Raw genomic sequence first — 26,783 nt, 5'->3', positions numbered from 1 at the left:
GTGAGCACGATGACTGGACACTATGACAAAGTGACAATAATGGATATCGATTTTATCCATACGACCATGGAGAGATTTTTGAACGATACGATATATCCGACTCTCGCGAACGAAGACAAATGCTTTATCGTCACTGCCAATCCGGAAATCGTGATCGAAACACGGGATTACTCTGAGTTCAAAAAGATCGTACAGGACTCAGATTATGTACTGGCGGACGGCGTCGGTGTAATCAACGCAGCCCGATTTATGGGTCGTCCCCTGCCCGAGCGGGTCAGCGGTATTGACGTGATGTACGAAATGCTGGAACATGCCGCTGAAAAAGGGTACAGCGTATTTTTCCTGGGTGCCGCGGAAGACTCCAACAGAAAAGCCGTGGAAAATGCGCAGGAGAAATTCCCGGGACTTGTGGTTGCGGGCAGGCACGACGGCTATTTCGATCCGGCGGATGAGGAAATCTCCCGGATGGTGCTTGATACGAATCCGGATATCGTGCTCGTCGCGCTCGGTATGCAGCGCCAGGAAAAATGGATTCATGATAACATCGCAAAGTTCGATAAAGGAGTGTTCATGGGCGTCGGCGGCAGCTTCGACGTATTATCCGGCAAGGCGCAGCGTGCACCCCAGGGGTGGATCCAATGCCAGCTCGAATGGCTCTACCGCCTGATCCAGGAGCCAAAACGCATCAAGCGCGTGCTGAGAGTCGCAGAATTCATGCTGCTCCACATACCGATCATTGGACAGATCATGAAAGTCTTTGGTTTCAGCAAGAAGAAGCCGAGAAATTAAGAGGTTAAAGGGAAAATGAAAAACAAGCGGGAACCTGGCTGGTGGCTACAGCCAGGTTCCCGCTTGTTTTTTTTCAGGGAATTGAAGGGGTGGTGCGTTTTGTAAGTTCTTTTCAATCCATGGGACAATCATACGCTGCTGGCTTTTGTCGATTTCCGTTAAACTTTTAACGGCTTTTTTCTCATATGCCACGCGATACATCATGTTACAGGTCCAGCATTTTCTTCATTTCGTCATGCCCGTAAACTGTTACACCATCCAACTCATCATTGTTATCGTTTTGAAGACTTTCTTCATAGGCTTTGATGGCCTCTAAGTCCAATTCATCTTCTATTCTTTCTTCGAGTGTCTGCTTCAAAAGGGTCGACAAAGGCATATCATACAATTTTGCAATTCCTCAAACACTTTTTGCTCCGTTTCATTTAAGTGCACTGTAATGGTACTCATCGGCAATCATCCCCTCCTTATTTTGTAACACATTGTATCACGTTTTCAGTGAAAAACAACTGCCCCCTATTTCCAGCATCGGTGTCACTTTGGAATTTATTTTTACACCCATTCTAAACCCTATTTTGCATTATCAGTAAATATAAAAAACTCAATTGCTCAGCGTTAAAATCGAGAAAGCGGGCTTTCTCTCTAATCTATAAAAATATCCAAATAATAGTACATAGCTAGATTGTATACTGAAATTATTAAAATTATGAATCCCTGTTCCTAATTTAACAAGTCTTTTTTCTTTTAGAAACTTAGCCGCTGGCTGCACTTCTTGAAAAATTTCGGGTCAAATCCTAAAGTATTATGAGAGCCGTGCAGCCCGGAAGTATGGATGCAGAGACCTGTTTGCACGTCTTGACTTCAAAAGCATGGATGCGGAAATCCACTCATCCTCTACTTTTTATTCATTTCTTCCAGGAACTTCTCCCCTTTTTCTGAAATAGTGGTTCCTGCCCTACCAATACGCACATTTAACAGTTCCAGTTCATCTAGTATTTCGATTCTGAGTCTCAGCTGCTGATCTGTCATTTTGACGCCTTCTTCCAATAGCAGTTTCCTCACTTTTCCCCGACCATATGAGGTATTTTCTTTTTTCCCCTTTTTATAGATGTTTAACAGTTGGATGCTTTCTGAAAGAAAACCGTGTTTTTCTATCTTGCTGACTGTCGCTTCTGTATTTAAGACACCATCTTCTGTTCCATTTTCAAAATCGTTCTCGAGGCCTTTGAAGAATATCGGCAGTGAATCTATTTCTACATAATTCTGATTCAAACATACGCAGTATGAGATGAGATTATATAACTCCCTTACATTCCCCGGCCAGTCATACCGGACAAATGCATTCATAACTCTGTCGGAAAATTGCATTTCTGTCTTGTTGAAATGCTTTTTGAAGTCATTTATCAGAACTGGGATGTCCTCTTTCCTTTCAGAGATGGAAGGAGTTTTTAAAATGTAGGATGACAGGTATGAATAAAGCTTCTGGCTGATTACGTCTTCCTTATACAGCCTCCACAGTTCATCAATCGAAGAGGTCATTATCCTGATGTCCGAACTGCCGGTGTTTTTATCAAAATAATTGGCGAGCTTGTTTTGAAGCTGGTATGGTATACTGTCGATATTTTTAATATACACTGTCCCCCGGTTAATCTCCCGTAATATTCCGCTATGCTTCTCCCCTGTCCCACCGAATAGTTCATCCTCGATCAACTGCGGATCTTTGTCAGCACCGCTGTATATGTAAAACGGCATATCATGATAAGCCGATTCATTGTGGATCATCTCCGCCAGCATCTGTTTGCCGGTCCCGGTCTCCCCGGTGATGTGGATGATATTTGAAGTCTTCGCCATCCGGCGCGCAATTTTTATAGTGGATTCCATCAGTGTAGATTCTGTCGATATCCCGGAGAATGTCCTGTTTTTATTCTGATCGGCAATGCTTACCGGCTTATTCTCACTTCTCTTCGCAGTCAGATGCACCATTGTTTTGATATAGTACTGCATCAAAAGTGAATCTTTCATCTCCAGCTCGAATAGCTCCTTCAGTTCCAACACAGTCTCTATCGAAACGACTCTAGCACCGATATCAAATGTCTGATATGCCTTTGTCGGGACGAGTTTTGCTTCACCAGGTGTAATGATAAAATCAAAGTTTTCCGGCATTGGTTCATGTGCCATATAAGCCAGAAATTCATGATCGGGCAGAACATTTCCCAATTCTTCAATCGTCTCGAGAGTCGCTGCCGGATTATCATTGACCACCATGAATCTTGAAGCTTTCTGCATGGTGAGGATGTTTTTGAGCTTCACGATATTGATTGTCCTTCTGGAAACGATCACTGTACATGATTCTGGCAGAAACGGTTTCACAATCTCCCCGATTTCATATGATGACAACAACACAACATCACCCGGCAAAATCGCACCGTATGTGAGGTCCTTCAATGTGACGCCTATGACAGGCATACTGCCTCCGAATATATATTCCATCTGTTTTTTCAATGAACCCAGATTTTCTTCCTGTATTCCAATTATGAATAATCTCTTGTCCACGCGATGCACGCTCCCATAAAGTCATGTATCTCTCTATTTTACACCCTATGTGATAAAAGTCCCATTTCTTTTATCTATTTTTAATAGGTTGTATTAGGTTGTATTATTTTTAAATAAAGTGTACAATCTTATTATTCAAATAATTTTGATGATTTTAACAACAAGGAGGATACTATGTTTACATTAATTAAAAATGGGGATGTCTATGCCCCTGAACATGTTGGGAAGAAATCCGTTCTGTTGAACGGCAGGCTCATCATAAAAATCGGAGATGTCGATGAGGCGCAGCTTGAAAGTTTATTCGACGTGGAAGTTATTGATGCGGAAGGCATGATTGTGTCACCCGGCATCATTGACCCTCATGTGCATCTCATCGGTGGGGGCGGCGAAGGCGGTTTTGCGACACGCACGCCTGAACTGCAACTGAGTAATATCGTAAAAGCTGGTGTAACGACTGTTGTCGGTTGCCTAGGGACTGACGGGACCACCCGTCATATGACGTCGCTGCTCGCAAAAGCGAGAGGGCTGGAAGATGAGGGAATTACGGCCTACATATATACGGGCAATTACCATGTGCCTACGCCTACCATCACCTCTTCTGTCAAAGATGACGTCATTCTGATAGATAAAGTCATCGGTGCCGGGGAGATTGCGATCTCGGATTCCAGATCGGCCCAGCCTTCCGTGCAAGAAGTCGCCAAATTGGCGGCTGAGGCCAGAGTCGGCGGGCTGCTCAGCAAAAAAGCGGGAGTCACACATTTCCATGTCGGCATCGGCAAAGAACGCCTGGCCTTTTTAAGGGCACTGATTGAGGACTATGAAATTCCACCGGCCAATATTTATGCGACGCATATTACACGAAGCAAAGCACTGGTAGATGAGGCAATAGAATTGTCGCACAGGGGGGCATATGTCGACATCACAGCAGATGATCATACTGCGGAGTGGATTGAATACTTCAAAGATAACGGCGGTGATCTTCAGCACCTGACCGTATCATCCGACGGCAACGGCAGTCTGCCCGTATTCGATGACAAAGGGGAAATGACCGGATTCGGCGTGGCAACACAGGAATTGCTGTTCGCCCAGGTGGCCGATTCTGTAAAGAACCGCGATGTCCCGTTACATGAGGCACTCGCGCTTGTCACACTGAATACGGCAACTGCACTTCGTTTCGAACATAAAGGACGCGTTAAGGTGGGCATGGATGCCGACCTTCTCCTGTTGGACCAGGAAACCCTTGAGATCAACCATGTATTTGCGAACGGCCAGCACATGCTCAAGGAAAAAGAAGTCATTGTAAAAGGTACTTTTGAATAGTAAACATTGGGGGAAAAACAATGAAAAGAAAACCGACGTTATTTGAATCCTGTCTGCCTATTATCGTCATGCTGTTGCTTTTGGCCATCGGTTACGGGGTATATGGCCTTAGTCCAGAGCCGCTTCTGATTCTGTCATCCATTTTTGCCGGGTTCATCGCAATGCGCCTTGGTGTCCACTGGGATGAGATGCTAAAAGGCATCCAAGAGAAATTGAATATGGCAATGCCCGCCATCCTGGTGCTGATTTCCATCGGCATATTGATCGGCACCTGGATGATTGCCGGCACCATTCCGATGATGATCTATTACGGACTGGAGCTGATCAACCCGCAGTTTATCGTACTGATAGCATTCATAGTCTCCGCAATCATTTCCATCGTCACAGGAACATCATGGGGATCGGCAGGCACCGTGGGGGTTGCGCTGATGGGTATCGCTACGGGGCTTGGTGTTTCACTGCCTGCTACAGCGGGTGCAGTCGTTGCGGGTGCTTATTTCGGTGACAAGTTGTCACCATTGTCCGATACTACAAACCTGGCACCGATTGCGGCCGGAAGTAAATTGTATGAACACATCAAGCACATGTTCTACACCACCATACCAGCAGCTGTCTTATCCATGATCATTTATCTTTTTGTCGGGTTCAACTTGTCTGCAGAAAACATCACTGCACCGGAAGAAATGGGCAGCATGATGGTGACTTTAAGTGAAATGTTCAAGTGGAACCTTCTTCTGCTGCTGCCACCGATAATCGTACTATATGGATCCATCCGGAAGAAGCCGACATTACCGACAATCATTTTCTCATCCATTGTGGCCGGAGCGATCGCCATCGTCTATCAGGGTTTTCCATTCACCGATGTCTTCGCTTCCACAGTCACAGGATTTGATGTTTCAATGATCGTCAAAAAAGGATTCAATCCGGATACAGTTCCATCCGAAGTGACCGAGCTTGTGACACAAGGCGGCATGCAGTCCATGACCAGCGTTATACTCATTGCGTTCAGCGCCTTCGCATTCGCCGGCATCATTACAAAATCTGGTGCGCTCGAAGTCATCATGGATGCACTGCTCAGAATTGTAAAGAGGACCGGAGACCTCATTCTTTCAACAGTGCTCTCCTGCATTACCATGGCGTTGGTGACGGGGAATTCATATCTCTCCATCATCGTACCCGGTGAATTGTTCAAAGATACTTATAAAGACAAGAAACTTCATGCAAAGAACCTTTCAAGGACTTTGGAAGATTCTGGTACCGTAGTTGTACCGCTGATTCCATGGTCATCCGCGGGCGTCTATATGGCCGGCGTACTCGGCGTTTCCACAATCAGTTACGCACCATGGGCAATTCTCTGCTACACCGGATTCATTTTCGCAATCATTTTAGGTTATACCGGCATTGGCATAGCGAAACTGACAACAGAAGATGCAGATTAATACACCGGAATAAAGAAGCTGGACCTGCTGTTATGGCAGGCCCAGCTTTTTGTGTGGGGTGGATGGGTGGACGTGTGTTTGCACGTCTTAACTTTGAAAGCATAGATGCGTAAAACCGGTTGCACATCTATACTTTTAATTCGTGGATGTGATAAGCCGCTTGAGCAACATTGATTTCAGTTCATTGCCTCCTCCACATAAAAAAACCAGGCATTCCATATGCCCGGTTCTCCGTAAAAAATCTATTTTATTCTTGCCGTTCCATCCACTAAAACCGGTTCATCTGCGAAAATCTTCTGGGCGTTGTCTTTTAGTCTCTCGGAGTATTCCTCTCCCAGTTCTTCATCAATTGTTTCGAACGCTTTCCTCAGCATGAACGGACGCACTTCCGCGTGATGGGCATCGCTTGCGACAACGTGAATCAGATTGTTTTTGACCATTTCCAATCCTGTTTCCTGCAGATCTTCTCCGAAGTCACCGGTAATGGAACCTGCTGTTACCTGAGCGAGCGCCCCTTTATTGACCAGTTCGGCCAATTTATCATGATCAGCAGCAATCTCAGCACACCTTTCAGGATGGGCGATGACAGGTGTATAGCCGTCTTCAAGCAGTTCATCAATCACTTTATTATAAAACGGCGGCAGCTCGGTAAATGGCATTTCAACAAGGATGTACTGTGAATCGTTGAGGCTGGTGTTGAATCCTCTATTTAGATCAGCAATGATCGTCTCATTAATCCGGATTTCCTGTCCATGATGGACATTGATATCCAGTTCATTATCATCTATGAGTTTCTGAACTTCTTCCAGCTTTTCAAGCACAGTATCTTTAGGCGTCATATAAGATCCTGCATGGTGATGCGGTGTCAGCATAATATTCGTAATTCCCTGATCGATCGCCTGATGCAGCAGATTCAGCACCTCGTCTTCAGAAACAGGCCCATCATCCACGTTCATCAGCAGATGGTTATGAATATCTATCATTAAATTCAGCTCCAAAATTATATTATTACACATCTACATAATAACATTTCATACAATAAAGTTAAGCTAAACGCACTGTTAAGATATTGTAAAGCCCATCGGACCGCTATATCGGGTTAACATGGTCAAACTCTCGGTTTGCCATACAATCTAACATATAGGCAATCCAAAACACCGCCACTCGAAAAGTGGCGGTGCCATTAAATTCAATCTGTCATCCATTTTCAAGCAGCTCATATATCTGTTCCCACTCCTGGTTCAGATATTCCCGCATGAGATAGATGGTGCTCAGGATCAGTTCCGTACCTTCGGACTGTTCGAATTCAACATCATATTCTTCCATGAAGCGATTGATTTCCCCGATGAATGGATCGTATTCCTCATTGTCCAAAATCCCTGACCGGTATACCCTCTCCTTCTCGGCATACAGAAAGACCAGAAGCCTGTTGATGGACAGCGGGAAATCGTCCTGTGAATCATCATATTCCAGGGCATAGAAGCCGGTCGATAAGGTGCCAGCAATCGATTCATTCTTGATCGAGGACGTTTCTTTGAGCGGGATTTCATATAACTTCTCCCCCACTTTTTCAATGTTACCGAGCTTTTTATTCTCGAATTCATGTATGACGACGTGAGTCTCCTCAAATGTAATGACATTTCTCGTGAGCATGTAGTCGACATCGACCTGTGTAATACTGCTCAAAATATTTTTGCCGCCCGCTTCAAGTGTAATCATCTTAGGCTCATCGGTGAAAGAGTCGACATGACCATCATATGAGGCGAATCCGTCAATCAGAAACATCGCCCTGCAGCTCTTTCCCGTTTCGACATATAGATTATCTTCTTCTTTACTGAGATCAAGCAATAGTCTTAGATCGTTCATGTGTGCCACCTCTGTCTCTTTATTTTATACCTCTTCCTCCATACCCTCATTCACCAGCACTTCATTTGAAATACTCAGTCATTCAACATGAAATACAGATATTTTAAAACACTTACATTTACATATTTATTTAATCAATTTGAAAAATGCAATCAGACCGATTGATGACGTACTGAACAATATGACACCCATCGGTATTGCGGAGGCTTCGTTCACACCTGCCAGCGGGGAGAATACAGCACCGAGCAGCAGCGGCAGCATGCCCAAAACGGCGCTCGCGCTCCCCGCCCGGTGCCCTTGTTCGGCCATGCCGAGCGTAAACGTACTTGTGAGGACCATTCCCATCGTCGTCATATAGATGAAAATCAGTATCACAATAGCGGCCAAAGGCCCTTCTATGATCGTCATGATCAGCAATATGGAAGTTGCACTGACCGCAATGATTACAGCGGTTTTCAGCAGCTGTTTCTCATGGATGACCCCGCCCAGGCGGCCGATGATGAAACTGCCGATGATGATGGCAATGCCGTTTATGCCGAACAGTATACTGAAGGCCTGCGGCGAGACACCGTAAATCCCCTGATAAATGAAGGGGGTGCCGGACACATATGCAAAACTGCCGCCGTGGACGAATCCGACGAGCACTGCATAACCGATGAATGACGGATCTTTGAGCAGTGCGCCCATTGTGCGGAGGGTGGCCGGTCCTGAACTCTGTATCCGCTGCGCGGGAGGCAATGTCTCCTTAAGGCTCACTGCAACGATGATTACGATCAATAACCCTAAAATACTCAAGAACAGGAAGATGGTGTTCCAGCTGGCAAAAGGCAGCAGGAGTATTCCGCCGCCCGCTATGGGTGCGGCCATGGGCGCGACGGCATTGATCACCATCAGGAGTGAGAAGAATTTCGACAGTTCCCTGCCGCTGAACACATCGCGCACCACTGCCCGGGAGAGGACGACACCTCCGGCGGCTGTGAAACCCTGCAGGAACCGTGCCGCAATCAGCACATAGATGTTCGGCGCCACAGTACAGAGCAATGACGCCACAATGAACAGCGAGGTAGATATTAATAAAGGTTTCTTACGGCCCTGTGCATCGCTGAGAGGTCCGATGACCACCTGCCCGAAGGCAAGCCCGAGGAGACAGGCCGTCAAACTGACCTGTACAAGTGAGGGACTGGTCCCCAGATCCTCAGCGATTCCCGGGAAACTCGGCAAATACATATCGATATTCAACGGTCCCATGATGGCGAGTAGCCCAAGGAGTAAAGCAAGCCCCATCCGTTTCTTTCCGGTGGGATTATGTAGTATATAGTCATTATTCTGCTGATGCATTGTATCGCCTCCGAATCAATTCTATGATACGGGACAGTTTAGCACAATGAAAAAAGAATACTTCAACGGATCTCTTGATCTTATTGAAGTATTCCTCTGTTACTTTCAATCTTTTTCAGTCTCTCTCCATAAGTGCCCCTTATGATCCGGTGTTACATCAGCTTTTCTCAAGCAACCCTCTTATCTCTTCCCAGTCCTGGTTCAGATATTCCCGCATTAAGTAGAGTGTACTTAAAACCAGTTCTGTGCCTTCTGATTGTTCGAACTCAACGTTTGAAAAGTAGTGACTATCATTTTGACATCCCATCTGATAGGGGTTATAATTATCTAAAATGGAGGTTCACCATGTGGCGAGAGTTTATTTATACAAATGAATTTGAAAAACGCATGAATCAGCACAAATTCAGTAAGATAGATGAAAGAAATTTAGAAAGAGATATTTTGAATGACCCTAAAGTGGGTGCTGTTATACAGGGAACAGGTGGTCTTAGAAAATTCAGGTTTTCAAAAGAAGGTGCTAATAAAGGAAAAAGTGGCAGCTTCAGAATATTTTATCTGGATTTAGAGGAAAAAACTATATAGTATTTATGGCTATTTTAAGTAAAAGTGAAGCTGAAAACTTAAGTGATTCAGACAGAAATTTTTTAAAGAATAGAATAGATGATATGAAAAAATTCTATTAAAAAAGGAGAGATTGGCATGTCACTAATGAATCAGTTAACAACAAGTTTAGACGAACTGGAACAACATACCAAAGGTGAAAAGAAACTAAGAACAAAAAAGATAAGAACGAAACCCATACCTTCCTACAGTTCAAAAGATATTAAAACACTGAGAGTTAAAGCGGGATTATCACAAAAAACATTATCAGAGGTCATCGGAGTATCTTCAAAAACAGTGGAAGCCTGGGAGCAGGGAAAAAATAAACCCAGTGGCTCCTCCGCACGTCTATTACAAATTCTGAACGACAACCCGGATATAATATTAAGTGAGATAATAGAAAAATCAAACGAAATAATTCTGCACTAAAAAAACTTTTTAAAAAATCAAGATTCCAACTTCTCAGTTTGTTTTCTGACAGTCAAAAAATACTCTATTTTATATGCTCTCGGGTCGCTGCCGCAATCCGAGAGCTTTTTTGTACCATAATGCTCATACCGAGCGGAACTATACTTGTAATATCAGCTTTTCTCAAGCAACCCTCTTATCTCTTCCCAGTCCTGGTTCAGATATTCCCGCATTAAGTAGAGTGTACTTAAAATCAGTTCTGTGCCCTCTGACTGTTCGAACTCAACGTTGTACTTTTCCTTGAATTGATTGATTTTCCCGATGAACCCTTCATAATCCCTGTTCGATAAAATCGAGGATCGGTACAGCTTTTCCTTTTCAGTGAAGAGGAAGATAAAGAGACGATTGGTGGATAGCGGAAAATCATGTTGCGTTTCATCATATTCGAGTTCATAAAATTGATCGGCTAAAATATCGGCCGCCTGGTCATTCTCCATCGTTGAAGAATCTTTGAGAGGGATTTCATATAAACCATCCTCTACTTTTTTCAGATTCGACACCTTTTTATTTTCAAATTCGTAAATGCAGATTTCGTTTTCTTCGAATGTGATGATATTCGTAGCGAGTAAGTTTTCACTATCAATTTCAGAAATACTGCTCAATACATTTTTTCCGTCTGCTTCGAGTGTGATCACTTCGGGTACATCTGAAAAAGAATTTACACGCTCATCTTCATCAGGCGAATTAAAACCGTCGATATTGTACATCGCTTTACAGTTCTTGCCTGTTTTAATGTATAGGTTGTCCTGTTCGGAATTAAGATCCAACATCAGTCTGAGGTCGTTCATGTATATCACCTTTCAATCTTAAAGTATATATTATGCATCAACAGTCTTTACCCAATTATTGTTCAAATCATCATATATTCCATTTTTTCTACTTACCTAATATCCCTTCTACCCGTACTGTTACCCATCATCCATGGAATTGAAAATAAAAGCACTTTCCGCTTAACAGACTGAGATTGGTATAGAAAATTTAAAAGGAAAAATCTGGTTGCATGTATGGTGAGGGGGTAAATATTATATAAGAGGACATACCCGGGAAGGGGTGAGACAATTGAAAAAGATCATCGCAGCCATTGTAATCGTATTGATTGCGGCTGCCGGATTCTTTATCGTCACCAACCTTAACCAGGATGAACCGGCCGATGAATCAGTAGCCAGCAACGAAGAAGCTGAAGCTGATGACAGTGAAGAGAATACTGCCGAAGAGTCGTCGTCAGAAAACGCAAGCAGTGAAGTTGATAATGGTGAAAGCGCGGAAGAGACGACCACAGAGCCAGACAATACAGAAGGAAATGAAGATAACGCTTCTGATTCAAGGAATAACAACGACAGTACAACAGAAGAAAGTGACGCCAATACTGCTGAAAGCAGTGACTCCCCCGAAACAGATGACACGAACACACCGGACCCCGATGAACTGGCAGATGACACTTCAGGTCATGAATACTCCGCTGCCAAACAATGTATATTATCCAAACTGACTGACTGTGAAGGTATATCGAGAGCGGAACAGTTTGACGCATACAATGCACTGGTCGCAGAAGGCAGGCTGCCGGATGCGCCGAACACGGATTGTCTGGAATGTGCCGTCCAGCACTCATTTGATGCGCTTGACGGAGATGTGCAGGCTGACACGGAAGAGATCTCCACCTTTGTCACGGAATACCTTAACCTGCTGCCTAAGTACTATAACGGCAACAGTGACGCCGTACTGGACTACCTCGTGTCTTATGGCAATGCCCACAATAAGCTGCTTGCGAATAAGGATTCCGGCAACTACCGCAACCATACGACCCACTCCGTAACCATTGACAGTGTGGAAAGAGTCCAGGGAATCATAGAAGTCTACACGTACAGACAATATTCCCATCAGACTTCAAATGGTATGTATGAAACGCATGTCAAATACGAATTGATTGAAGATAAGGACGGACTCCACATCAGTGACTATACCGAACTCGGGTATTATCCGGTGGATTAGTAAAAGCACGGCCGCAGGCAGAAAGGAAGCCAATCTGGAATTTATCAATTGATTCCAGACTGGCTTGTTTTTGTTCAGACTTCTATCTCCATCCCCGCTTCTGCCAGCACCGCTTCACCCGCGCCTACTTTACGGAAAGTCTCAGCCAGTTCCTCCAGATTGCCGTAGTGCGGCAGATGGGAGAGTATCACCTTTTCCACGCCTGCCTTCTCTGCCAGCATACCAACATCCCGGGCATTCATATGCCCCATTTTTTCGCCGTCTTCCTCTTCATACAGGCTACATTCGGTAATCAACACATCCGCATCTTCCGCAAAACGCGCCAGGCTCTTTCTGTAGCTGGAATCCGCGGTATACACAAGGCTGTGCCCCGCGTCATCTGTGATCCGCATCGCATACGTCTCCACAGAATGCGCGTTTTTATGAAATTTGATGCTGAACGGCCCCACCTGGAAGGTACTGTCTTTATTATAAGAATGGAAATTATTTTGCTTCACCTTATCCACCCGGCTTTTCACATCATTATCCGCCGGGCCGTAAATATTCAGCTGCTTATCCACCCTCTTCAGTTGTGTGTTGATCATCCTAGAAAACAGGAATGTTCCCAGATCACTCGAATGGTCATAATGATAGTGGGACACGAACACGTGATGCAGCGCGTTCAGATCGATGTAGTTCTGCACATGTGCCGCCACCCCGCTCCCGCAATCAAGCAGAATCGCAAATCCGTCCTTCTCCACCAGATAACCGGACGTCGGTTCATTCTTCTTCGGAAAACCGCCCCACATGCCAACGACTGTACATTTCATAGTATCCACTCCATTTCCAGAAAATTATCTTCGTCATTCCTACCCGTACCCTAATTTCATCAGTTGAAAATAAAAGTCTTATGTCCTTCTGAGAGAATCATTTGTTGCAGAGAGATTATTACTATAAAATGAACGGCAAAGAGGAGGAATCGTCATGCAGATATTCAGAATCTCGCCCGATCATGAAGAAAGTGCCCGATTCCTGGATAACCGAAGATTGTCCAAGCAGGTGCTGGAACTGTATCAGATCATCAGGGTCAATCTGAGTCTGATCGGCGTACTGGACACGAATACGAGGTACCGGCACCACCCGATTGTCAGGCATGTCTATAACGACGGTCACCCTTACATCACAGATACTGCTGCACTGCTTTTCGCTTGTGACCGGGAACACCAGCGCCGCGGCGGCAAACGGAGCGCTGAATTCAGAAATGATCTGGATATATTGAAGAAATTGGTGGAAACCCACCGCACGGATGATATTTGGAGTGATGAGGCCCTTCCCCCGCTTTATGTATTCGGTGATGCGCGAATCTACGGAGATGAAGCTTATGCATATTACCAGCGATTATTGTATGAGAAATGGCAGGCGGACAAGATTGCGCCGAGATGTGGGGTGAAACTGAGGGTCATTTAGAGTTTTATTATAAACAATGCTGCGTTCTTGTTATTTACCATGAGATTTTTTCCATCCCCTTTATAAATAAATGCATAGGCTGCCTCCATTCCAGCCATCTCTTAATCGCTCCTAGAGTAACAGCGTTGTCTGGAACACAATTGTTTAACCATCGGTTGTTTATTGGAATAGAGACAGACGGACCATTTAATTCTCTGTTCTCACCTATTGAACCTTAAAGAAACAAGATCTCTCATTGCTATTATTATTTTGCTTCCACTGGTCATTCTTTAATGTGATCAATATAGATTAACCCATCAAATTGTTCCTGAGGTACCATTCTATAGTCGTAATATCCCGCCCAATAAACTGTATACTGATGTTCTTCAATAAAATCACTTGTAGCAAAATCTATAAAGATATCTTTTTGAACCCGATTTCCGATATAGCCTTCCAAAGTCTCATCTTTTTCTCTTCTCGGTGTTGCATAGTCCTCGGGAAGGAGTTCATAATTGTCGGCTTCATTATGAAATAGACCTGTATTGTAAACACTATGTTCACTCTCCCGAAGTAATGCCCCAAGTGATTCAACACGTTCATTCATTTTGTCCTCGACGTATACCTCATTGGTATATTCTATGGATGTAACATCGTAATTCGAATGGAGGTTCGAAACCCATACAATTGCTTTATCATTACTGTCCATTTGTTCCAACACTTTTTCTGCCATCCCGATCTCTCGATAGTCGTTGTACTCACCCACACCATCTTCAAAACTAATCTTTGAGTAATACTTTTCAATATTTTCTTGTCTTGAAACGATATAGTTTTGCGTTGCCGGAGTTAATTTATTAAAGAAAGACTGACTTCTAATATCTTCATATACATTTGTAGACCGTTCAAGAGGCCCCACTTTTTTCCCTTGAAGAGCGCCTTTAGAAAACCAGTCACGCAAAGCGAATTCTGAACTTTTAAATGCTTCCGCAAGATCAAGATCATATTCAGAAATTTCATCAACGATGTTCTCTTCTAAAATTGAGACGGAACTTGCCCGATTGCCTGAAAAAACGGGTTTCCAGTCCATAGGCAGGGCTTTAATATTCTCAGCTGTGCCATCTAAATATTTTTTAAATATCTCTTGCTGATATTGATCAGAAATCCCCTCTATAATTGGTAAATCGCTCTCTCGATAATAATTGAATTCTGAATCCCCTGTTTCTAGAAACAATAGGTTGAAGTCGTGTTCCTCTGCTAAGTAATCTATGAGATCTGTTTTTTGTTTCGCGATCTCAGATGACCAATGTGTACTTTCACCCAGTATGACAATGTCCTGTTCTCCTAATATATCTCCGATATCCTCAATGTCATTATTCAATTCATAGTAGTCAGCAGGATTTTCACCAGATTCTTTGGCATCACTGCCACATCCGACTAATATTGATGCAGTGATCAGCAAAGTACCCACTACTTTTAAGAACCCCTTTTGCATTTAATAAAACCCCTTATATAATTTAACGTTATTGTAGTACTAGTTCCCTTCTTACCTCTATTTCAAAATGATTAAGAGCGATCTCACTAAACTCGCTTCCTTTTGGTAAGTCTAATACTCTCCCCATAGTATGTAGTTTGAAATCGTTAATATCTATTTTAATATAACATTAGTTATAATCTTAAATTCACTTTTATATCCATCCAGTTTCCCTCACGCTTCCTTTCCCATAAACGATCATTAATTAAAATTATCGTCATTGGCTTTATTCAAGATAGCTGAGAAGCTTAAAATTGTAAATTTTCATTTATGTATTAAACGCTGTATAATAAGCACTATATGAATCATTAATCAAAGTGAGGTGGTCGCAATGAAAACAGCCAAATTATCGGATATCCGCAAAAGAAATGCACAAAGACGACCCCACGCTTTGCGAGCGGCCAGATGCGTCAATCCGGATTTCGTACCTGGAATGCGTACGTCTGACAGACCGCGGAAAAACCCACACAAACAGCGGATTCTTGAAGAAATGCAGGAGAAAGAAGATGAACTACAGCGTAGATGATGCCATAGCTGATTTGGATAAAATCCCGGCCGAAATTGATCTGTACGACCGTATGATCGAAGTATCCGCTATTATCACGAGACTTATGGCGGAACACATCAAAGAGAGTGACATGCCGACCATCGTCCGGCCTGTGACATTGCTTTTATGACTTCAGCGTTTGAAGTGATGAAAGAGAACCTGCTGGCACTCGGATTTTAGAATATGAGTGTGTCATTCATGTCACGCGCAACACTCATCAATCTGTCAGGAATATTTATATATGAAGTAAAGAATTCAAAAAACCAGTAACCTCTGTATCAAGGTTCTGGTTTTTTAAAATTCTATGCAAAATAAAGCTTAAATTGGTGCAATTTTTTCTAAAACTGACCGCCTATTATTTATTAAAAGAGTATGATGTAACGGCTTTTGAATATTTGAACTAACTTAGCTAGATTCAATTCTTTTGACCCTGTCAAAAAAATTACAACATCGTCTACTTCTCAGTTATAAATTTGATAATGTTCATACCAAAAGAAAAGATAATAAACTGGTTTTCCAGTTCATTACTTGCCGAGACTATCATCCGCTATCGCAAATTCATGTTCATTTATTCCCTGTTCTGCATTATTGTTGTTGAGTGCAAAGACAGAAAAGATAACGAACAACACAACGATGGAACCTAAGATATAGAATGTTGTTTCATAGCTCGTCTGGTCATAAATCCAGCCAACCAGCGCTGAAAAAACAATAACACCGATCTCACTGGAAACTTTAAACCCGATAAGGTAAACGGTCGCAGAAAGTCTGACATCAAAATTTACAGCAATATATTTAAATACCGCAATCAGCAGGATGGGTAATTCAACAGCATGAAGCATTTTCATAAAGGAGATACCAAAACCACCTGTCACCATTGCCGAACCAATAATACGAAATGCCATGATACTTCCTGCAAGTACAAGCGATTGTTTAATACCTATTTTATTCACAATAAAAGGTGCTAAGAATAAAAAGATTGCCTCTACAAACACTTGTGCAGAATTAAGGACACCATAGATTGCATTCCCGTTAGTCCCTTCAGAAAACAGACTGACGAAATATACTGGAAAGAGTTGTTGATCATATACTGTGTAAATACAAACTGTACCAAACAGATAAATGATTAAAAACCAGAATACTCTATTAGAAAATAGAAAGCGAATGTCTTTCATAGAAATGTCCAAAGCACTTTTTTTCTCCGTTTTAGATACTTCCACTTTAAAAAATACATTGATAAGCAAGAAGATAATTCCTGTTGCTGATGCAATCCAGAAATTGATATGCGGGTTAATACTCATTAATACACCAGCCCCGAGCGCAGCAACTGCATATCCTAATGATCCCCACATACGCGCCTTTCCAAATTCGAAGTCATATTTGCGGCTGAGCTTTTCTGTAAAGGCTTCCAAAAATCCAGCACCGGCGATAAAACCAGCGCCTAAATAAATTGCCCCTAGGACTACTCCAATATAAAAATGATTTAAAAGTAACGGCTCATATACATAAATAACGAATGGCGCAATTAAGACAAGTATTAAACTTTGCATCCATACGAGATTTTTCTTTGTCCCCAGTCTATCTTGGAAGTATCCGTACAGAATCATAAAGAATAAGGAAAAGAATGAATTAAAAGAATAAATAGTACCTACCTGTGTCCCACTGAGACCCAGGCTGTTATTTAGCCAAATTGCATAGAATGACCACCAGATAGACCAGGTGATGAAGAAGAAAAATAGATATCCTGATGAAAACCAATACTTACTATTCTTAAAAAAATCCATAGTGATTATCCCCTTTTCATTGAATTGAAGAAGCGCGTAAAATGTCTATCCCCAGCTATCGCTATATCCAAATTGAATTTAGTTTTGTGTATGTTAAATTATCTATTTTCAGTTTTTCCTTTTCTGTAAACACGTCAAATCGTGTGATTTCGCCTCGCGGATAAATAAGGTCGGTCATTACGCTTAATCCTTCATTTAAAAACAACTCCAATGATGACGTGTCAACGACTGCTCTAAGCGTTTGAACGCTCAGTCCGTTTAAGCTGCCTGTCACTTTTTCTGGGAAGTCTGTAGAAAAGTCGGTGATCCCTTCTGTACGATAGAATGTATAGTTATTCTTTTCTATATCGATGAGCAATCGAAATGATTCATCTTGATTCGTATGAAAGGTCACACCCCAAATAGAGGCTCCAGATTCTTCGGATAGTTTTAAGTCTATTTCAGCAATATTATTAATTTCATAGTTTTTCAATGTATCAGGAGCCACTTCAACATTTTGATAAGATACCGATTTTTTATTATCGTCTGCAATAATTGGCTGTTGTTTTAATAAGTATTTTCCAGCATGCTCATATAAAGAAAGTTTGCGTACTATGCTCATGGAACTACGCCACGGTGATACGGGCACCACGCCTGCATATTGCCAATTATTCATCCAGCCAATCCAATACGTATCTTCCGTGTTATTCCAGCTGACAGAAGCATAAAAGTCTTTCCCTGCATCTGCCCAATTCAATGCGTCTTCTGGTTTTTCATTTGGATGGAAAGTTCTCCCGTCGAAATTTCCAGTGAAGTAGTATACAGCTGAACCGCCATTAGGTCCATCTGCATTAATACTTACGATAAGCACCCATTCTTTTTTGGCTTTGTTCTCTACAGGTAAACAAATTAAATCCGGACATTCCCAAACTCCTATGTAAGAAGGATATTCTTTTCCAAATGATGATAAATATGTCCACTCTATTAAATTTGCTGAACTGTAAAATTGAATATGGTCACCACAGGCTAAAGACATTACCCACTGTTGATTGTCTTCATGCCAGAACACTTTTGGATCACGAAAGTCTATTATTTCCGTATTTGGAATTACAGGATTTCCATCATATTTTTTCCAAGTTCTGCCCTTATCTTCACTATAAGCAATGCTTTGTTGTTGGTTTTCTCCATCATGAGTGAAAATAGCAACCAATCCACCTAAATCACTTTTAAATAAACCGCTTGTATTATTTTTATCAACAACTGCAGAACCTGAGAAAATTGTTCCTAGTTCATCAGGCGCTAAGGCGATGTCCTGTTCCTCCCAATGATATAAGTCAGCACTTATTGCATGCCCCCAATGCATATCTTTGTGCTCATTGGAATACGGATTGCATTGATAAAACAGGTGATATTCTCCTTCATGATAGACGAGTCCATTTGGATCATTAATCCAATTTTTTTCTGGTGTAAAATGAAATTGTGGGCGATGCTTTTCTTTATACGTCATACTAATCGACCTCTCTAATTGTATTTATTCAGCAAAAAATGAAAGCGATATCAACGTTTTCATTTACTATCTTCTTATATTTTTAACAATATGTCAACCGGTTGACATAAAAAATAAAATTAATTTTCAGATACTGATAGGAAGCTTTGGAAAATGAAACTAAAACTTCCATCCTAATATAATACAAGTATAGGATGGAAGTTTATCAGTTGGTATATCTTGTTGTTTTTCCCTGCCAAAGAGAAACAGGAAATATTTGTTCTTGAGGTATCTGTGTATTTCCGTCTATTTCTTGAATCAGTGTATTTACAGCGTTTATTGCAATTTGTTCGGTGGGCTGAATAATCGTTGTGAGATTCGGGTAGATGGTACGCATTAAATTGGACCCGTCATACCCGATAATTTTTAAATCATCGGGTACGCGATAGCCTTGACTTTCTGCATATTGTAATGTATGAATTGCTAGTAGATCGTCGCTGGCAAAGATGCCATCTACATCTGGATGATCACGGAAAAGTCTCTTAATGACATTGATATTATTATCCAAGAATGCAACATCAGGAACATGGTAAGTTTTATAGAAACGGTTCTTCTCCCGCAGTACTTCTTCATAAGCATACTGACGCTTATTCGCAGGCGTTTCCAGTGCAGCGTCCCCGTTAATATGAATGATTTTTTTACATCCCGTTTCTATCAGTTCTTTAGTTGCAAGTGCTCCGCCTTGAAAATTGTCTGAACTAATGACATGTATATTTTTGGATAAATAATGGTCAATTGCAACAGCGGGAAGTTGTTGGCTGCTATCTACCAACCCTCTGTTATATGTGACAACAATCACCCCATCGACTTGATTGCGACGTAGCATATCCCAATACTCTTTTTCTTTATCTGCTTCATGAAGACTATTACATAACAATACTTTATAGCCTACTTTGTTACATGCATTTTCAACATTTGCCACCAGCTCTCCAAAAAAGGGGTGATTTGTTGAGGGCACAATCACCCCAATTAAATAAGAACGTTTGTTAAAAAGAGAACGGGCAAGGTCGTTGGGCACATAATTTATCTCTTCCATTGCGGCAAATACTTTGTCTTTTGTTTTCTGGCTGATATAACCTCTGTTATTTAGCACACGAGAAACAGTTGTTGAAGACACACCGGCAACCTTCGCGACATCTTGAATTTTTGGTTTCATGACTGAAATCTTCTCCTTTATATTTATGAAATTTTTATATGTTGATTGAACTATTTTAAATTGATATATTCCGTTTTCCGTATAGTTCTCTGAGGCATTACCTACGATAGCTTCTAGAATGATATCAACTAGTTTACACTCTATTACAGAGCTATATTTTCGATAACATCATATAGTAAAATGATTAAATTCATCTAATTTACATCCTTGTTGATAACATGAAAGGAGATGATATCAAGTACAGCACCCTATTTGATTTCTGTTTACACGGATTACTGTAGTGTGATACTCACATTGTTCGCTTATTGGTTGGATAGTCATGATAAATGACTAGCTGATTAGAACATACACCTAATAAAACCCCCAATCTACAACCATAGAGTGGGGGCCCCGTTCATCATGTAAAACATACTATTTGTTAATTATATTATAGCGCTTTTTTTCTATTTGGCAAACCACAGTTTTATGCATAGTCACCTCTCCTCTCGTGCTTTTCGCAAATTAACAGAATTGTATTTCTTTTTAATATTAAAAGCTATATCATTGAATTAAATATACATATTATGGAGGAGATTTCTTGAATAAAATCATTGCTGGCATTATTGCGGTGCTGCTGATTGCCGGGGTTGTCTTTTTCGTGTTTTTCAACCAATCATCGAATACCGGTGAAGAGGTGGCTAATAATACTGCCGAGTCTGATCAAACAGCCCAGACAGATGCATCTGAGTCTGCGAGTTCACAAGAAGAGGAATCCTCTGAGGAAGAAACGACAACAGAAGTGTCATCTGAAGAAACAGGCAAGGAACCTGCAGAGGAAGACACATCGGAAGAACAAGCGAGTGAAGAGAAGGATGAATCATCTGAAGAAAGTACCGAAGAAAGCGCTCAAGAGACCTCGAGCGAAGAAGCAACTGTCGAAGAAAACATGACGGAGGAGTCCACTGAAGAGACGGCGGAAGAACAAAGTGTTGAATCCGGCAATGGGAATACTGCCACAGGCAGCACTCGCAACTATACAGCCTCCGAGCAATGCATCATGTCGGAACTGACTGAATGTAACGGTGTATCCATCGATGCACAGTTCCAGGCATATAAGGATCTTGTTGCAGAGGGCATCCTGCCACAGGCACCGGGAAGTGGCTGTCTCGCGTGTGCTGTCAAATACTCATTCGAAGAAAAATACGGTGAATCCAGGGATATCGAAGCTCAACCAGGTAAGGATGGTACGGAAGACTCTGCGAACACTGGGAGTGTAGAATCCCTTGTTTCCGAATATCTATTCTCATTACCTGAATACTATAACGGGGCGAATGAATCGACACTGGACTATTTACTGCCGGGTTCAAACGCTTATCAACAGCTCACTGCGAACAAGGCATCCGGGCATTTCAGGGACCACATGACCTACTCCATATACGTAGAAAGAGTTGAACCTTTATCTGAAACAGAATACAACGCCTATGCATACAGAGAGTACTCCCATGAAAATTCAGGCGGGGTCTATGAAGCATATGTCAGATATACCGTCGTACAGCAAAATGGCCGCTATTATATTTCCGACTACACTGAATTGAGGAATGTGCCGGTCCACTAGTATACAGAAAACAAGCGCCTGGTTACTTTTTTGAGTAACCAGGCGCTTGTTTTTACTTCTTGAATACTACTTCTCCACCGACGATTGTCGTCTCTACCAGATCATCTGATAACTGGGCATCCTCATCAAATGGATTGTCATTTAAAATGACGAAGTCCGCGTATTTACCTGTCTCCACACTGCCTTCTTTATCTTCTGTACCGTTCAACCGGGCAGCATCCAAAGTCATTTTCCTGTAAGCTTCGAGCCTGCTTAACTTTTGATGTTCTCCAAGCAGTTCCCCCTGTCTTGTCGTCCGCTCTACTGCGATTCTGATGGAATCGAGCGGTGATATATCCGTCACTGGGCAGTCTGAGTGGATGGTGAAGGTCATACCGGCATCTTCCGCCCATCGGACCGGATCCAGGTTTTGAACTCTGTCCGGCCCCAGGAAGTACTTTTTATGAATATCTCCGAAATGATAAATATGGTTGGTGAAGAATGAACCGCCAATGTCATTGTTCACCATTTCTTCGATGTCTTCCTGATTCACCGTCTGGAGGTGCTCAACCCTATTTTTAATGCTTGTTGTTTTAGTATCCGCCGTATTTTTATAGGCTTCAATGACTGTACGTGCTGCATAGTCTCCATTCGCATGCGTAATCAACGGATAGCCGAGCTTCTGGAAATGCTGATAGAGTTTCTCCAGATCTTTCTGTTCCAGCTGCAGCGCATCTGATGGTGTCCCATCATAATAGTCTCCCCTGATTGCTGCGGTATGCAGCTGGATGGAGCCGTCACTGAAGAATTTTGCACCTTCAAGTGTACTGTATCCTTTGCCGAGTGTTTCAATTTTTTCCTTCAGTGCTTCAGCAGTCACATCTTTAAATTCAGGATCATCCAATAATAGATGATAATCTATCGCCCAGCGTGTTCTGATGCTCTGTGGCTGTTCTAAAAATTTGATGACAGCCTTATAGTCATCGATGCCTGACAGAATGCCTACACCCATCTCCGTTGTGTTTGTAATGCCGCGAGACTGATACTCTTTGACCCCCGCCTCTATATCCGATGCAAGAACTTCTGCATCGATTGCCGGGATGACAGATTTCACTTTATCCAGTGCCGGAAATTCGAATAAAATGCCATTTACCTTTCCATTGGTATCCCGACCGTATTTGCCGCCTTTCGGATCCGGGTCATCCAGTCCCACACCCATCAGTGCCAGGGCTTTCGTATTCACCGCACCCATATGGAGCGAGCTGTGCTTGATGTATATGGGAATCTCAGTGGATATCTTGTCCAGATCGAAGCGGTCCGGATGACGCTGTTCTTCCAGGTCATATTCACTGTAGCCATATCCTTGAAGCCATCCGTCTGTGAGCAGATCATCCTTTTGCTGCTTGAATTTCTCAACAATATCTTTAATGCTGCCCACACTATCCGCCGAACAGTTCAGTTGCTTGCGGAAACTGGAATACATGAGCAGATGGCTGTGCGTATCGATGAATCCCGGAGACAGATAGCGGCCTTTCAGGTCTAATGCATTTTCATCATTCATTTTTTCTGTCTGCGGCGTAATGGTCTTTATTATCCCATCAGCCACTTCCACGGTTGCCAGATACGTTTTGCCGTCAGTCACATCCAAAACATTCGCATTTATCATTTTTTCAATCATCATTTAGCCTCCACATCCTGAATATCTTCAACCAGTTTATGCTTGATGCCTGTTTTGACCACTTCAGACTGGTCGTGTGTCGTAAGCAGGCTGACGCCCACCAGTACGACGAGTGAGAATACATACCCGGCGAGCGCCTGGTCAAATGGCAGGCCGAGCAATGGATAGATCAATATGAATACCAGGGACGCAATCATACTTGTGAGCACGCCCTTTTTCGTCACGCGCTGCCAGAACATGATCGCAAGGAACGGGAATACGAGTATGACGCCATTGACCATCAGCGCCCATCTGTAGGCGTCGTTGATGTTGGTAATAAAGGCCGCTGCTCCGGTACCCAGCACTGTAATGATAATGACGGATATTCTCGATACAAACAGCATCCGTTCATTCGTCGCTTTCGGGTTGATCATGACCTGATACAGATCACGCGTCAGGTTGCTTGCCCCCTGCAGATTGAAGGAGGTCGCCCCGGTCATCAGTGCAGCCAGCAGCGCAACGAAGATGATGCCCGCCATCGGCGCCGGAAGCAGTTCATTCGTTACATATGCGAAGACCAGATCCTGCTGCATGTCGAGATCGATAAACTGGCGTGCCGAAACACCGATCAGGAATGGCAGGAACGATATCGCCGCGACAATCAGATGTCCGGTAATACCGGCATAGAGTGCCGTCTTTTCATCCTTGGCAGCAAAAATCCGCTGCCATGTAGACTGCCAGACCAGGTAGAACGGACCGACAGAAAGTGCATAGAGCAGTGTACCACCCACGCCTTCGGCACTTATTGGACTCAGATATTCAACCGGCGTGTTGTTGAAAAGTGCTCCCAAACCACCGACGTGCATCACGATGGTTACCGTCAGGACTACAAGACCGAACAGGATGATAATCGCCTGGACCGCATCTGTAATGATTGTTGCAGGCAAACCGCCGAGTATGGAAAATGCCAAAATCAACAGTGTACTGACAATCAGTCCGGTGTTCAGCCCCCACCCCAGGGTGATGTTGAACACTGTAGACATACCGATCAATTGGAGTGCCAATGTCGGCACCGCATACACAACTGCTGAAATCAGCGACGGTACCATGCCCGTCCGGCCGCCGAATCTTACTGTGAACAGATCAGCGAGCGTAAAGAGCTTCTGACGTCTTAATGGTTTTGCGAATAAGATAATGAGCAATAGACTGAAGAAATAGGCAACGAGTGCAAATTTGAAATACCCCGAGAAACCGACTGTAAACCCTAATCCGACCCAACCGATGAATACGGCCGCTCCAGCATTGGTACTGATGATCGTCCCCGTAATCTTCCAAAAACCCGTACTCCATGAACTGATCATGTAATCTTCATAGGTTTTTATTTTAAAATAATAATATGCAGCCACACCCATCATGGCGCCGAAATATAATACGAAATATGTAATATACCAGTACATTGAATTGTCCCTTTCCTGTTAAGTATGTTGTTTATTATACCCATAGTTTGAATGGAATATAAACAGAAGATACAGAAAATTCATCAACTGAATAAAAAACCACAAAGCCCGGGTATGGACTTTGCGGATATACAGCTTACTTCTCTACGAGTTCGATCGCATCTTTATTGTACTGGTTGAAGCTCACTTTAATGCCATCCGCCTCTTCCACCGAATCGATCGTCAGTGGCAGCTCTTCGCCATATAATTTCGTCTCAATGAATTTATCACCATTGAAGTAGGAAACATAGCTGGAGCGGTTGATTTCGTAGTCAATCTCCGGATTATAGGGAATCAGTTCAGATGTCATCATCTCTTCGTCTTCCACATCCTCCCCATTATAGCCTACCCAGCTGCCTTCAGTGACATTGTCCACATCGATGAGGTTATCAGAGTTGCCGCCCCCACCTGAACCGCATGCTGCGAGGACTGTGATGGATAAAACAGTTATCATAAAGAGTTTGAAAAAGTTGTTCATGTTTGCCTCCAGATATTTAGATAGTGTCATGTATCATAATACCATACTGGTATTTAGTTTTATTTAAATTATATTAACTGTATAATTTACACAAACTATCCTATCAATTGAGGTGATATTGATGAATCTGCTTTATATCGTTAATTTTCATGCGCCCATGGGCGGCCTCCATGAGAACGTCTACGCTTCGGCTCTATATATGAAAAGGCAGGAGTGTAATGTATTCGTCGTATTAAAACCGGGACCTCTGCAGGAACGGATGGAAGCCAGAGGGATTCATACGATTACCACTGATTTCTCTGATGCCGATGCAACATTGCAAAGCATTGAAGAAGTTGGTGTTGCATTCGATCTGGTGCATTTCCATCCCGGTCCTTCCAAACACCCTGCATTGAAATACGCCGAAAAATACGATGTGCCTCTGATAGAAACATATCATGGAATATGGATGGATGATTTGGAAAAACATATCTATCATTTAGATGCCCTTGTCACAGTATCAGAGGGAATTAAAAATCACCTGCAGAATCAGATCGACAATTATCACGAAAAGTATTATGTAATGCCCAATGGATATGACAGTACTCTATTCGACCAGCCTAAATATTATCAGGAAAAATCCAACGAAATAAATATAGGATTCGTCACACGGCTCGATCAGGATAAAGAATTCATCATAGACATATTATTGCTGGCAGTGAACCACGCCAAAAGTAAAACAGATGTGAAAATCAATATCCACATGATCGGCGATGGCACGCACAAAGACGAATTTCTGGAACTCTGTCATGCTATGCTTAAAAATACCAATCATACAATTCAATTCAAAGGATGGCTCGTTGATGAAGGATTGAAAAAAGCTTATCTGGACTGCGATATCATTATAGCCCCCGGCAGATCAGCCATAGAAGGAATGGCATGCGGCAAACCGGTCATTGCAGTGGGAAGTAAGAAATATATCGGCCTGATTACACAAGAGAATTGGCAGTCAGGCGTACACAGTAACTTCGGAGGTGCCGGAAAGAAATTTGCAGATTATGAATTGGACAGTATTGGAAATGATTTGGATTATCTGCTAGATGATAAAGATAACTTAAAGCATCTGGGAAGGTTTGGCCATGCGATTGCTGATCAGTTCTTTGATTCTGATAAGATAAACCAAGAATTATTGGAACTATATAAAATAATTATTCTAAGCCGGAAAATCTAATCATAACTATGCCCTCCAATTGATTGCTTTTATATAGTACAATAATTT

Annotated in this window: 26 protein-coding genes; 11 read left to right on the top strand and 15 right to left on the bottom strand. The window is 42.6% G+C overall.

All coding sequences use genetic code 11. The features are described 5' to 3' along the window. Window positions 1-9 precede the first annotated feature (9 nt). Window positions 10-789, top strand: a complete 780-nt coding sequence (locus ACKRAT_RS03660) for a WecB/TagA/CpsF family glycosyltransferase (protein WP_411843748.1) — start codon at window positions 10-12, stop codon at window positions 787-789. 45 nt (window positions 790-834) lie between these two features. Here ACKRAT_RS03660 and ACKRAT_RS03655 read toward each other — a convergent pair whose 3' ends face one another. The 3 genes from ACKRAT_RS03655 to ACKRAT_RS03645 all read right to left on the bottom strand — a co-directional run bounded on the left by ACKRAT_RS03655 (window position 835) and on the right by ACKRAT_RS03645 (window position 3,339). Beyond that, the gene (locus ACKRAT_RS03655; RefSeq protein ID WP_411843747.1) at window positions 835-993 is read right to left on the bottom strand and encodes a type II toxin-antitoxin system RelE family toxin; all 159 of its coding nucleotides are present in this window, start codon (window positions 991-993) and stop codon (window positions 835-837) included. Window position 994: 1 nt separating this feature from the next. Further along, complete coding sequence (locus ACKRAT_RS03650; protein ID WP_411843746.1) at window positions 995-1,174, bottom strand: DUF6290 family protein; 180 nt, start codon at window positions 1,172-1,174, stop codon at window positions 995-997. 506 nt (window positions 1,175-1,680) lie between these two features. Then, complete coding sequence (locus ACKRAT_RS03645; protein ID WP_411843745.1) at window positions 1,681-3,339, bottom strand: sigma 54-interacting transcriptional regulator; 1,659 nt, start codon at window positions 3,337-3,339, stop codon at window positions 1,681-1,683. Window positions 3,340-3,513: 174 nt separating this feature from the next. On the opposite strand from ACKRAT_RS03645, the gene iadA reads away from it, so the two are divergent. Continuing rightward, the gene (iadA, locus tag ACKRAT_RS03640) at window positions 3,514-4,659 is read left to right on the top strand and encodes a beta-aspartyl-peptidase (RefSeq protein ID WP_411843744.1); all 1,146 of its coding nucleotides are present in this window, start codon (window positions 3,514-3,516) and stop codon (window positions 4,657-4,659) included. A 20-nt stretch (window positions 4,660-4,679) separates the two neighbouring features. After that, the gene (gene nhaC, locus ACKRAT_RS03635; protein ID WP_411843743.1) at window positions 4,680-6,098 is read left to right on the top strand and encodes a Na+/H+ antiporter NhaC; all 1,419 of its coding nucleotides are present in this window, start codon (window positions 4,680-4,682) and stop codon (window positions 6,096-6,098) included. Between the two features lie 242 nt (window positions 6,099-6,340). On the opposite strand, the gene ACKRAT_RS03630 is transcribed toward nhaC, so the two are convergent. From ACKRAT_RS03630 to ACKRAT_RS03620, 3 genes are all read right to left on the bottom strand, one after another. Next, on the bottom strand, window positions 6,341-7,081 hold the full coding sequence (locus tag ACKRAT_RS03630) for a tyrosine-protein phosphatase (RefSeq protein WP_411843742.1): 741 nt from the start codon (window positions 7,079-7,081) through the stop codon (window positions 6,341-6,343). A gap of 214 nt (window positions 7,082-7,295) precedes the next feature. Next, a complete protein-coding gene (locus ACKRAT_RS03625; protein WP_411843741.1) occupies window positions 7,296-7,964 on the bottom strand; it encodes a hypothetical protein in 669 nt (222 codons plus the stop codon). 126 nt (window positions 7,965-8,090) lie between these two features. After that, window positions 8,091-9,278: a Bcr/CflA family efflux MFS transporter gene (locus ACKRAT_RS03620; protein WP_411844405.1), complete on the bottom strand. Its 1,188-nt coding sequence runs from the start codon at window positions 9,276-9,278 to the stop codon at window positions 8,091-8,093. Between the two features lie 369 nt (window positions 9,279-9,647). Between ACKRAT_RS03620 and ACKRAT_RS03615 the strand changes: the two genes are divergently transcribed. Then, window positions 9,648-9,884: a hypothetical protein gene (locus tag ACKRAT_RS03615; RefSeq protein WP_411843740.1), complete on the top strand. Its 237-nt coding sequence runs from the start codon at window positions 9,648-9,650 to the stop codon at window positions 9,882-9,884. Between the two features lie 117 nt (window positions 9,885-10,001). Next, window positions 10,002-10,331, top strand: a complete 330-nt coding sequence (locus ACKRAT_RS03610) for a helix-turn-helix domain-containing protein (RefSeq protein ID WP_411843739.1) — start codon at window positions 10,002-10,004, stop codon at window positions 10,329-10,331. Window positions 10,332-10,483: 152 nt separating this feature from the next. Here ACKRAT_RS03610 and ACKRAT_RS03605 read toward each other — a convergent pair whose 3' ends face one another. After that, window positions 10,484-11,158: a hypothetical protein gene (locus tag ACKRAT_RS03605; protein WP_411843738.1), complete on the bottom strand. Its 675-nt coding sequence runs from the start codon at window positions 11,156-11,158 to the stop codon at window positions 10,484-10,486. A 271-nt stretch (window positions 11,159-11,429) separates the two neighbouring features. On the opposite strand from ACKRAT_RS03605, the gene ACKRAT_RS03600 reads away from it, so the two are divergent. Next, the gene (locus ACKRAT_RS03600) at window positions 11,430-12,359 is read left to right on the top strand and encodes a hypothetical protein (RefSeq protein ID WP_411843737.1); all 930 of its coding nucleotides are present in this window, start codon (window positions 11,430-11,432) and stop codon (window positions 12,357-12,359) included. Between the two features lie 74 nt (window positions 12,360-12,433). Here the strand turns inward: ACKRAT_RS03600 and ACKRAT_RS03595 are convergent, their stop codons facing one another. Next, window positions 12,434-13,168 (bottom strand): MBL fold metallo-hydrolase, encoded by a 735-nt coding sequence (locus ACKRAT_RS03595; RefSeq protein WP_411843736.1) that lies wholly within the window; start codon window positions 13,166-13,168, stop codon window positions 12,434-12,436. Window positions 13,169-13,322: 154 nt separating this feature from the next. Between ACKRAT_RS03595 and ACKRAT_RS03590 the strand changes: the two genes are divergently transcribed. Further along, entirely contained in the window at window positions 13,323-13,805 is a 483-nt protein-coding gene (locus ACKRAT_RS03590; protein ID WP_411843735.1) for a pyrimidine dimer DNA glycosylase/endonuclease V, read from the top strand. A 262-nt stretch (window positions 13,806-14,067) separates the two neighbouring features. Here the strand turns inward: ACKRAT_RS03590 and ACKRAT_RS03585 are convergent, their stop codons facing one another. Next, window positions 14,068-15,273 (bottom strand): erythromycin esterase family protein, encoded by a 1,206-nt coding sequence (locus tag ACKRAT_RS03585; RefSeq protein WP_411843734.1) that lies wholly within the window; start codon window positions 15,271-15,273, stop codon window positions 14,068-14,070. A gap of 370 nt (window positions 15,274-15,643) precedes the next feature. On the opposite strand from ACKRAT_RS03585, the gene ACKRAT_RS03580 reads away from it, so the two are divergent. Both ACKRAT_RS03580 and ACKRAT_RS03575 read left to right on the top strand, forming a co-directional pair. Beyond that, window positions 15,644-15,838, top strand: a complete 195-nt coding sequence (locus tag ACKRAT_RS03580; protein ID WP_411843733.1) for a hypothetical protein — start codon at window positions 15,644-15,646, stop codon at window positions 15,836-15,838. Continuing rightward, entirely contained in the window at window positions 15,819-15,989 is a 171-nt protein-coding gene (locus ACKRAT_RS03575; RefSeq protein WP_411843732.1) for a hypothetical protein, read from the top strand. Before ACKRAT_RS03580 ends, ACKRAT_RS03575 begins: the two co-directional genes overlap by 20 nt. Window positions 15,990-16,383: 394 nt before the next feature. Here ACKRAT_RS03575 and ACKRAT_RS03570 read toward each other — a convergent pair whose 3' ends face one another. The 3 genes from ACKRAT_RS03570 to ACKRAT_RS03560 form a co-directional block, all read right to left on the bottom strand. After that, entirely contained in the window at window positions 16,384-17,640 is a 1,257-nt protein-coding gene (locus tag ACKRAT_RS03570) for an oligosaccharide MFS transporter (RefSeq protein WP_411843731.1), read from the bottom strand. Window positions 17,641-17,701: 61 nt separating this feature from the next. Then, window positions 17,702-19,126, bottom strand: a complete 1,425-nt coding sequence (locus tag ACKRAT_RS03565) for a glycoside hydrolase family 32 protein (RefSeq protein ID WP_411843730.1) — start codon at window positions 19,124-19,126, stop codon at window positions 17,702-17,704. A 205-nt stretch (window positions 19,127-19,331) separates the two neighbouring features. Continuing rightward, window positions 19,332-20,321, bottom strand: a complete 990-nt coding sequence (locus tag ACKRAT_RS03560) for a LacI family DNA-binding transcriptional regulator (RefSeq protein WP_411843729.1) — start codon at window positions 20,319-20,321, stop codon at window positions 19,332-19,334. Between the two features lie 577 nt (window positions 20,322-20,898). On the opposite strand from ACKRAT_RS03560, the gene ACKRAT_RS03555 reads away from it, so the two are divergent. Further along, the gene (locus ACKRAT_RS03555) at window positions 20,899-21,915 is read left to right on the top strand and encodes a hypothetical protein (protein WP_411843728.1); all 1,017 of its coding nucleotides are present in this window, start codon (window positions 20,899-20,901) and stop codon (window positions 21,913-21,915) included. Window positions 21,916-21,967: 52 nt separating this feature from the next. Here ACKRAT_RS03555 and ACKRAT_RS03550 read toward each other — a convergent pair whose 3' ends face one another. The 3 genes from ACKRAT_RS03550 to ACKRAT_RS03540 all read right to left on the bottom strand — a co-directional run bounded on the left by ACKRAT_RS03550 (window position 21,968) and on the right by ACKRAT_RS03540 (window position 25,525). Beyond that, window positions 21,968-23,575 carry an amidohydrolase gene (locus ACKRAT_RS03550; protein WP_411843727.1) on the bottom strand — a complete coding sequence of 536 codons (1,608 nt, stop codon included), beginning with the start codon at window positions 23,573-23,575 and terminating at the stop codon, window positions 21,968-21,970. Next, window positions 23,572-25,008 (bottom strand): sodium:solute symporter family protein, encoded by a 1,437-nt coding sequence (locus ACKRAT_RS03545; RefSeq protein ID WP_411843726.1) that lies wholly within the window; start codon window positions 25,006-25,008, stop codon window positions 23,572-23,574. Before ACKRAT_RS03545 ends, ACKRAT_RS03550 begins: the two co-directional genes overlap by 4 nt. Window positions 25,009-25,144: 136 nt before the next feature. Continuing rightward, the gene (locus tag ACKRAT_RS03540) at window positions 25,145-25,525 is read right to left on the bottom strand and encodes a hypothetical protein (RefSeq protein WP_411843725.1); all 381 of its coding nucleotides are present in this window, start codon (window positions 25,523-25,525) and stop codon (window positions 25,145-25,147) included. A 121-nt stretch (window positions 25,526-25,646) separates the two neighbouring features. Between ACKRAT_RS03540 and ACKRAT_RS03535 the strand changes: the two genes are divergently transcribed. Continuing rightward, window positions 25,647-26,735: a glycosyltransferase family 4 protein gene (locus tag ACKRAT_RS03535; protein ID WP_411843724.1), complete on the top strand. Its 1,089-nt coding sequence runs from the start codon at window positions 25,647-25,649 to the stop codon at window positions 26,733-26,735. Window positions 26,736-26,783 lie beyond the last annotated feature (48 nt).

Origin of the sequence: Salinicoccus sp. HZC-1, assembly GCF_046736035.1 — a bacterium.
GTDB lineage: Bacteria > Bacillota > Bacilli > Staphylococcales > Salinicoccaceae > Salinicoccus.
The sequence above is the reverse complement of the archived record's forward strand: the minus strand, read 5'-3'. Positions and strand labels throughout refer to the sequence as shown.

What these genes read in the sequence shown, in the direction of transcription:
- ACKRAT_RS03660 (WP_411843748.1), top strand. Translation starts at nt 10, where the DNA reads ATGACTGGACACTATGACAAAGTGACAATAATGGATATCGATTTTATC.
- ACKRAT_RS03655 (WP_411843747.1), bottom strand. Translation starts at nt 993, where the DNA reads ATGATGTATCGCGTGGCATATGAGAAAAAAGCCGTTAAAAGTTTAACG.
- iadA (WP_411843744.1), top strand. Translation starts at nt 3,514, where the DNA reads ATGTTTACATTAATTAAAAATGGGGATGTCTATGCCCCTGAACATGTT.
- nhaC (WP_411843743.1), top strand. Translation starts at nt 4,680, where the DNA reads ATGAAAAGAAAACCGACGTTATTTGAATCCTGTCTGCCTATTATCGTC.
- ACKRAT_RS03630 (WP_411843742.1), bottom strand. Translation starts at nt 7,081, where the DNA reads ATGATAGATATTCATAACCATCTGCTGATGAACGTGGATGATGGGCCT.
- ACKRAT_RS03625 (WP_411843741.1), bottom strand. Translation starts at nt 7,964, where the DNA reads ATGAACGATCTAAGACTATTGCTTGATCTCAGTAAAGAAGAAGATAAT.
- ACKRAT_RS03615 (WP_411843740.1), top strand. Translation starts at nt 9,648, where the DNA reads ATGTGGCGAGAGTTTATTTATACAAATGAATTTGAAAAACGCATGAAT.
- ACKRAT_RS03610 (WP_411843739.1), top strand. Translation starts at nt 10,002, where the DNA reads ATGTCACTAATGAATCAGTTAACAACAAGTTTAGACGAACTGGAACAA.
- ACKRAT_RS03605 (WP_411843738.1), bottom strand. Translation starts at nt 11,158, where the DNA reads ATGAACGACCTCAGACTGATGTTGGATCTTAATTCCGAACAGGACAAC.
- ACKRAT_RS03595 (WP_411843736.1), bottom strand. Translation starts at nt 13,168, where the DNA reads ATGAAATGTACAGTCGTTGGCATGTGGGGCGGTTTTCCGAAGAAGAAT.
- ACKRAT_RS03590 (WP_411843735.1), top strand. Translation starts at nt 13,323, where the DNA reads ATGCAGATATTCAGAATCTCGCCCGATCATGAAGAAAGTGCCCGATTC.
- ACKRAT_RS03585 (WP_411843734.1), bottom strand. Translation starts at nt 15,273, where the DNA reads ATGCAAAAGGGGTTCTTAAAAGTAGTGGGTACTTTGCTGATCACTGCA.
- ACKRAT_RS03580 (WP_411843733.1), top strand. Translation starts at nt 15,644, where the DNA reads ATGAAAACAGCCAAATTATCGGATATCCGCAAAAGAAATGCACAAAGA.
- ACKRAT_RS03575 (WP_411843732.1), top strand. Translation starts at nt 15,819, where the DNA reads ATGAACTACAGCGTAGATGATGCCATAGCTGATTTGGATAAAATCCCG.
- ACKRAT_RS03570 (WP_411843731.1), bottom strand. Translation starts at nt 17,640, where the DNA reads ATGGATTTTTTTAAGAATAGTAAGTATTGGTTTTCATCAGGATATCTA.
- ACKRAT_RS03565 (WP_411843730.1), bottom strand. Translation starts at nt 19,126, where the DNA reads ATGACGTATAAAGAAAAGCATCGCCCACAATTTCATTTTACACCAGAA.
- ACKRAT_RS03560 (WP_411843729.1), bottom strand. Translation starts at nt 20,321, where the DNA reads ATGAAACCAAAAATTCAAGATGTCGCGAAGGTTGCCGGTGTGTCTTCA.
- ACKRAT_RS03550 (WP_411843727.1), bottom strand. Translation starts at nt 23,575, where the DNA reads ATGATGATTGAAAAAATGATAAATGCGAATGTTTTGGATGTGACTGAC.
- ACKRAT_RS03545 (WP_411843726.1), bottom strand. Translation starts at nt 25,008, where the DNA reads ATGTACTGGTATATTACATATTTCGTATTATATTTCGGCGCCATGATG.
- ACKRAT_RS03540 (WP_411843725.1), bottom strand. Translation starts at nt 25,525, where the DNA reads ATGAACAACTTTTTCAAACTCTTTATGATAACTGTTTTATCCATCACA.
- ACKRAT_RS03535 (WP_411843724.1), top strand. Translation starts at nt 25,647, where the DNA reads ATGAATCTGCTTTATATCGTTAATTTTCATGCGCCCATGGGCGGCCTC.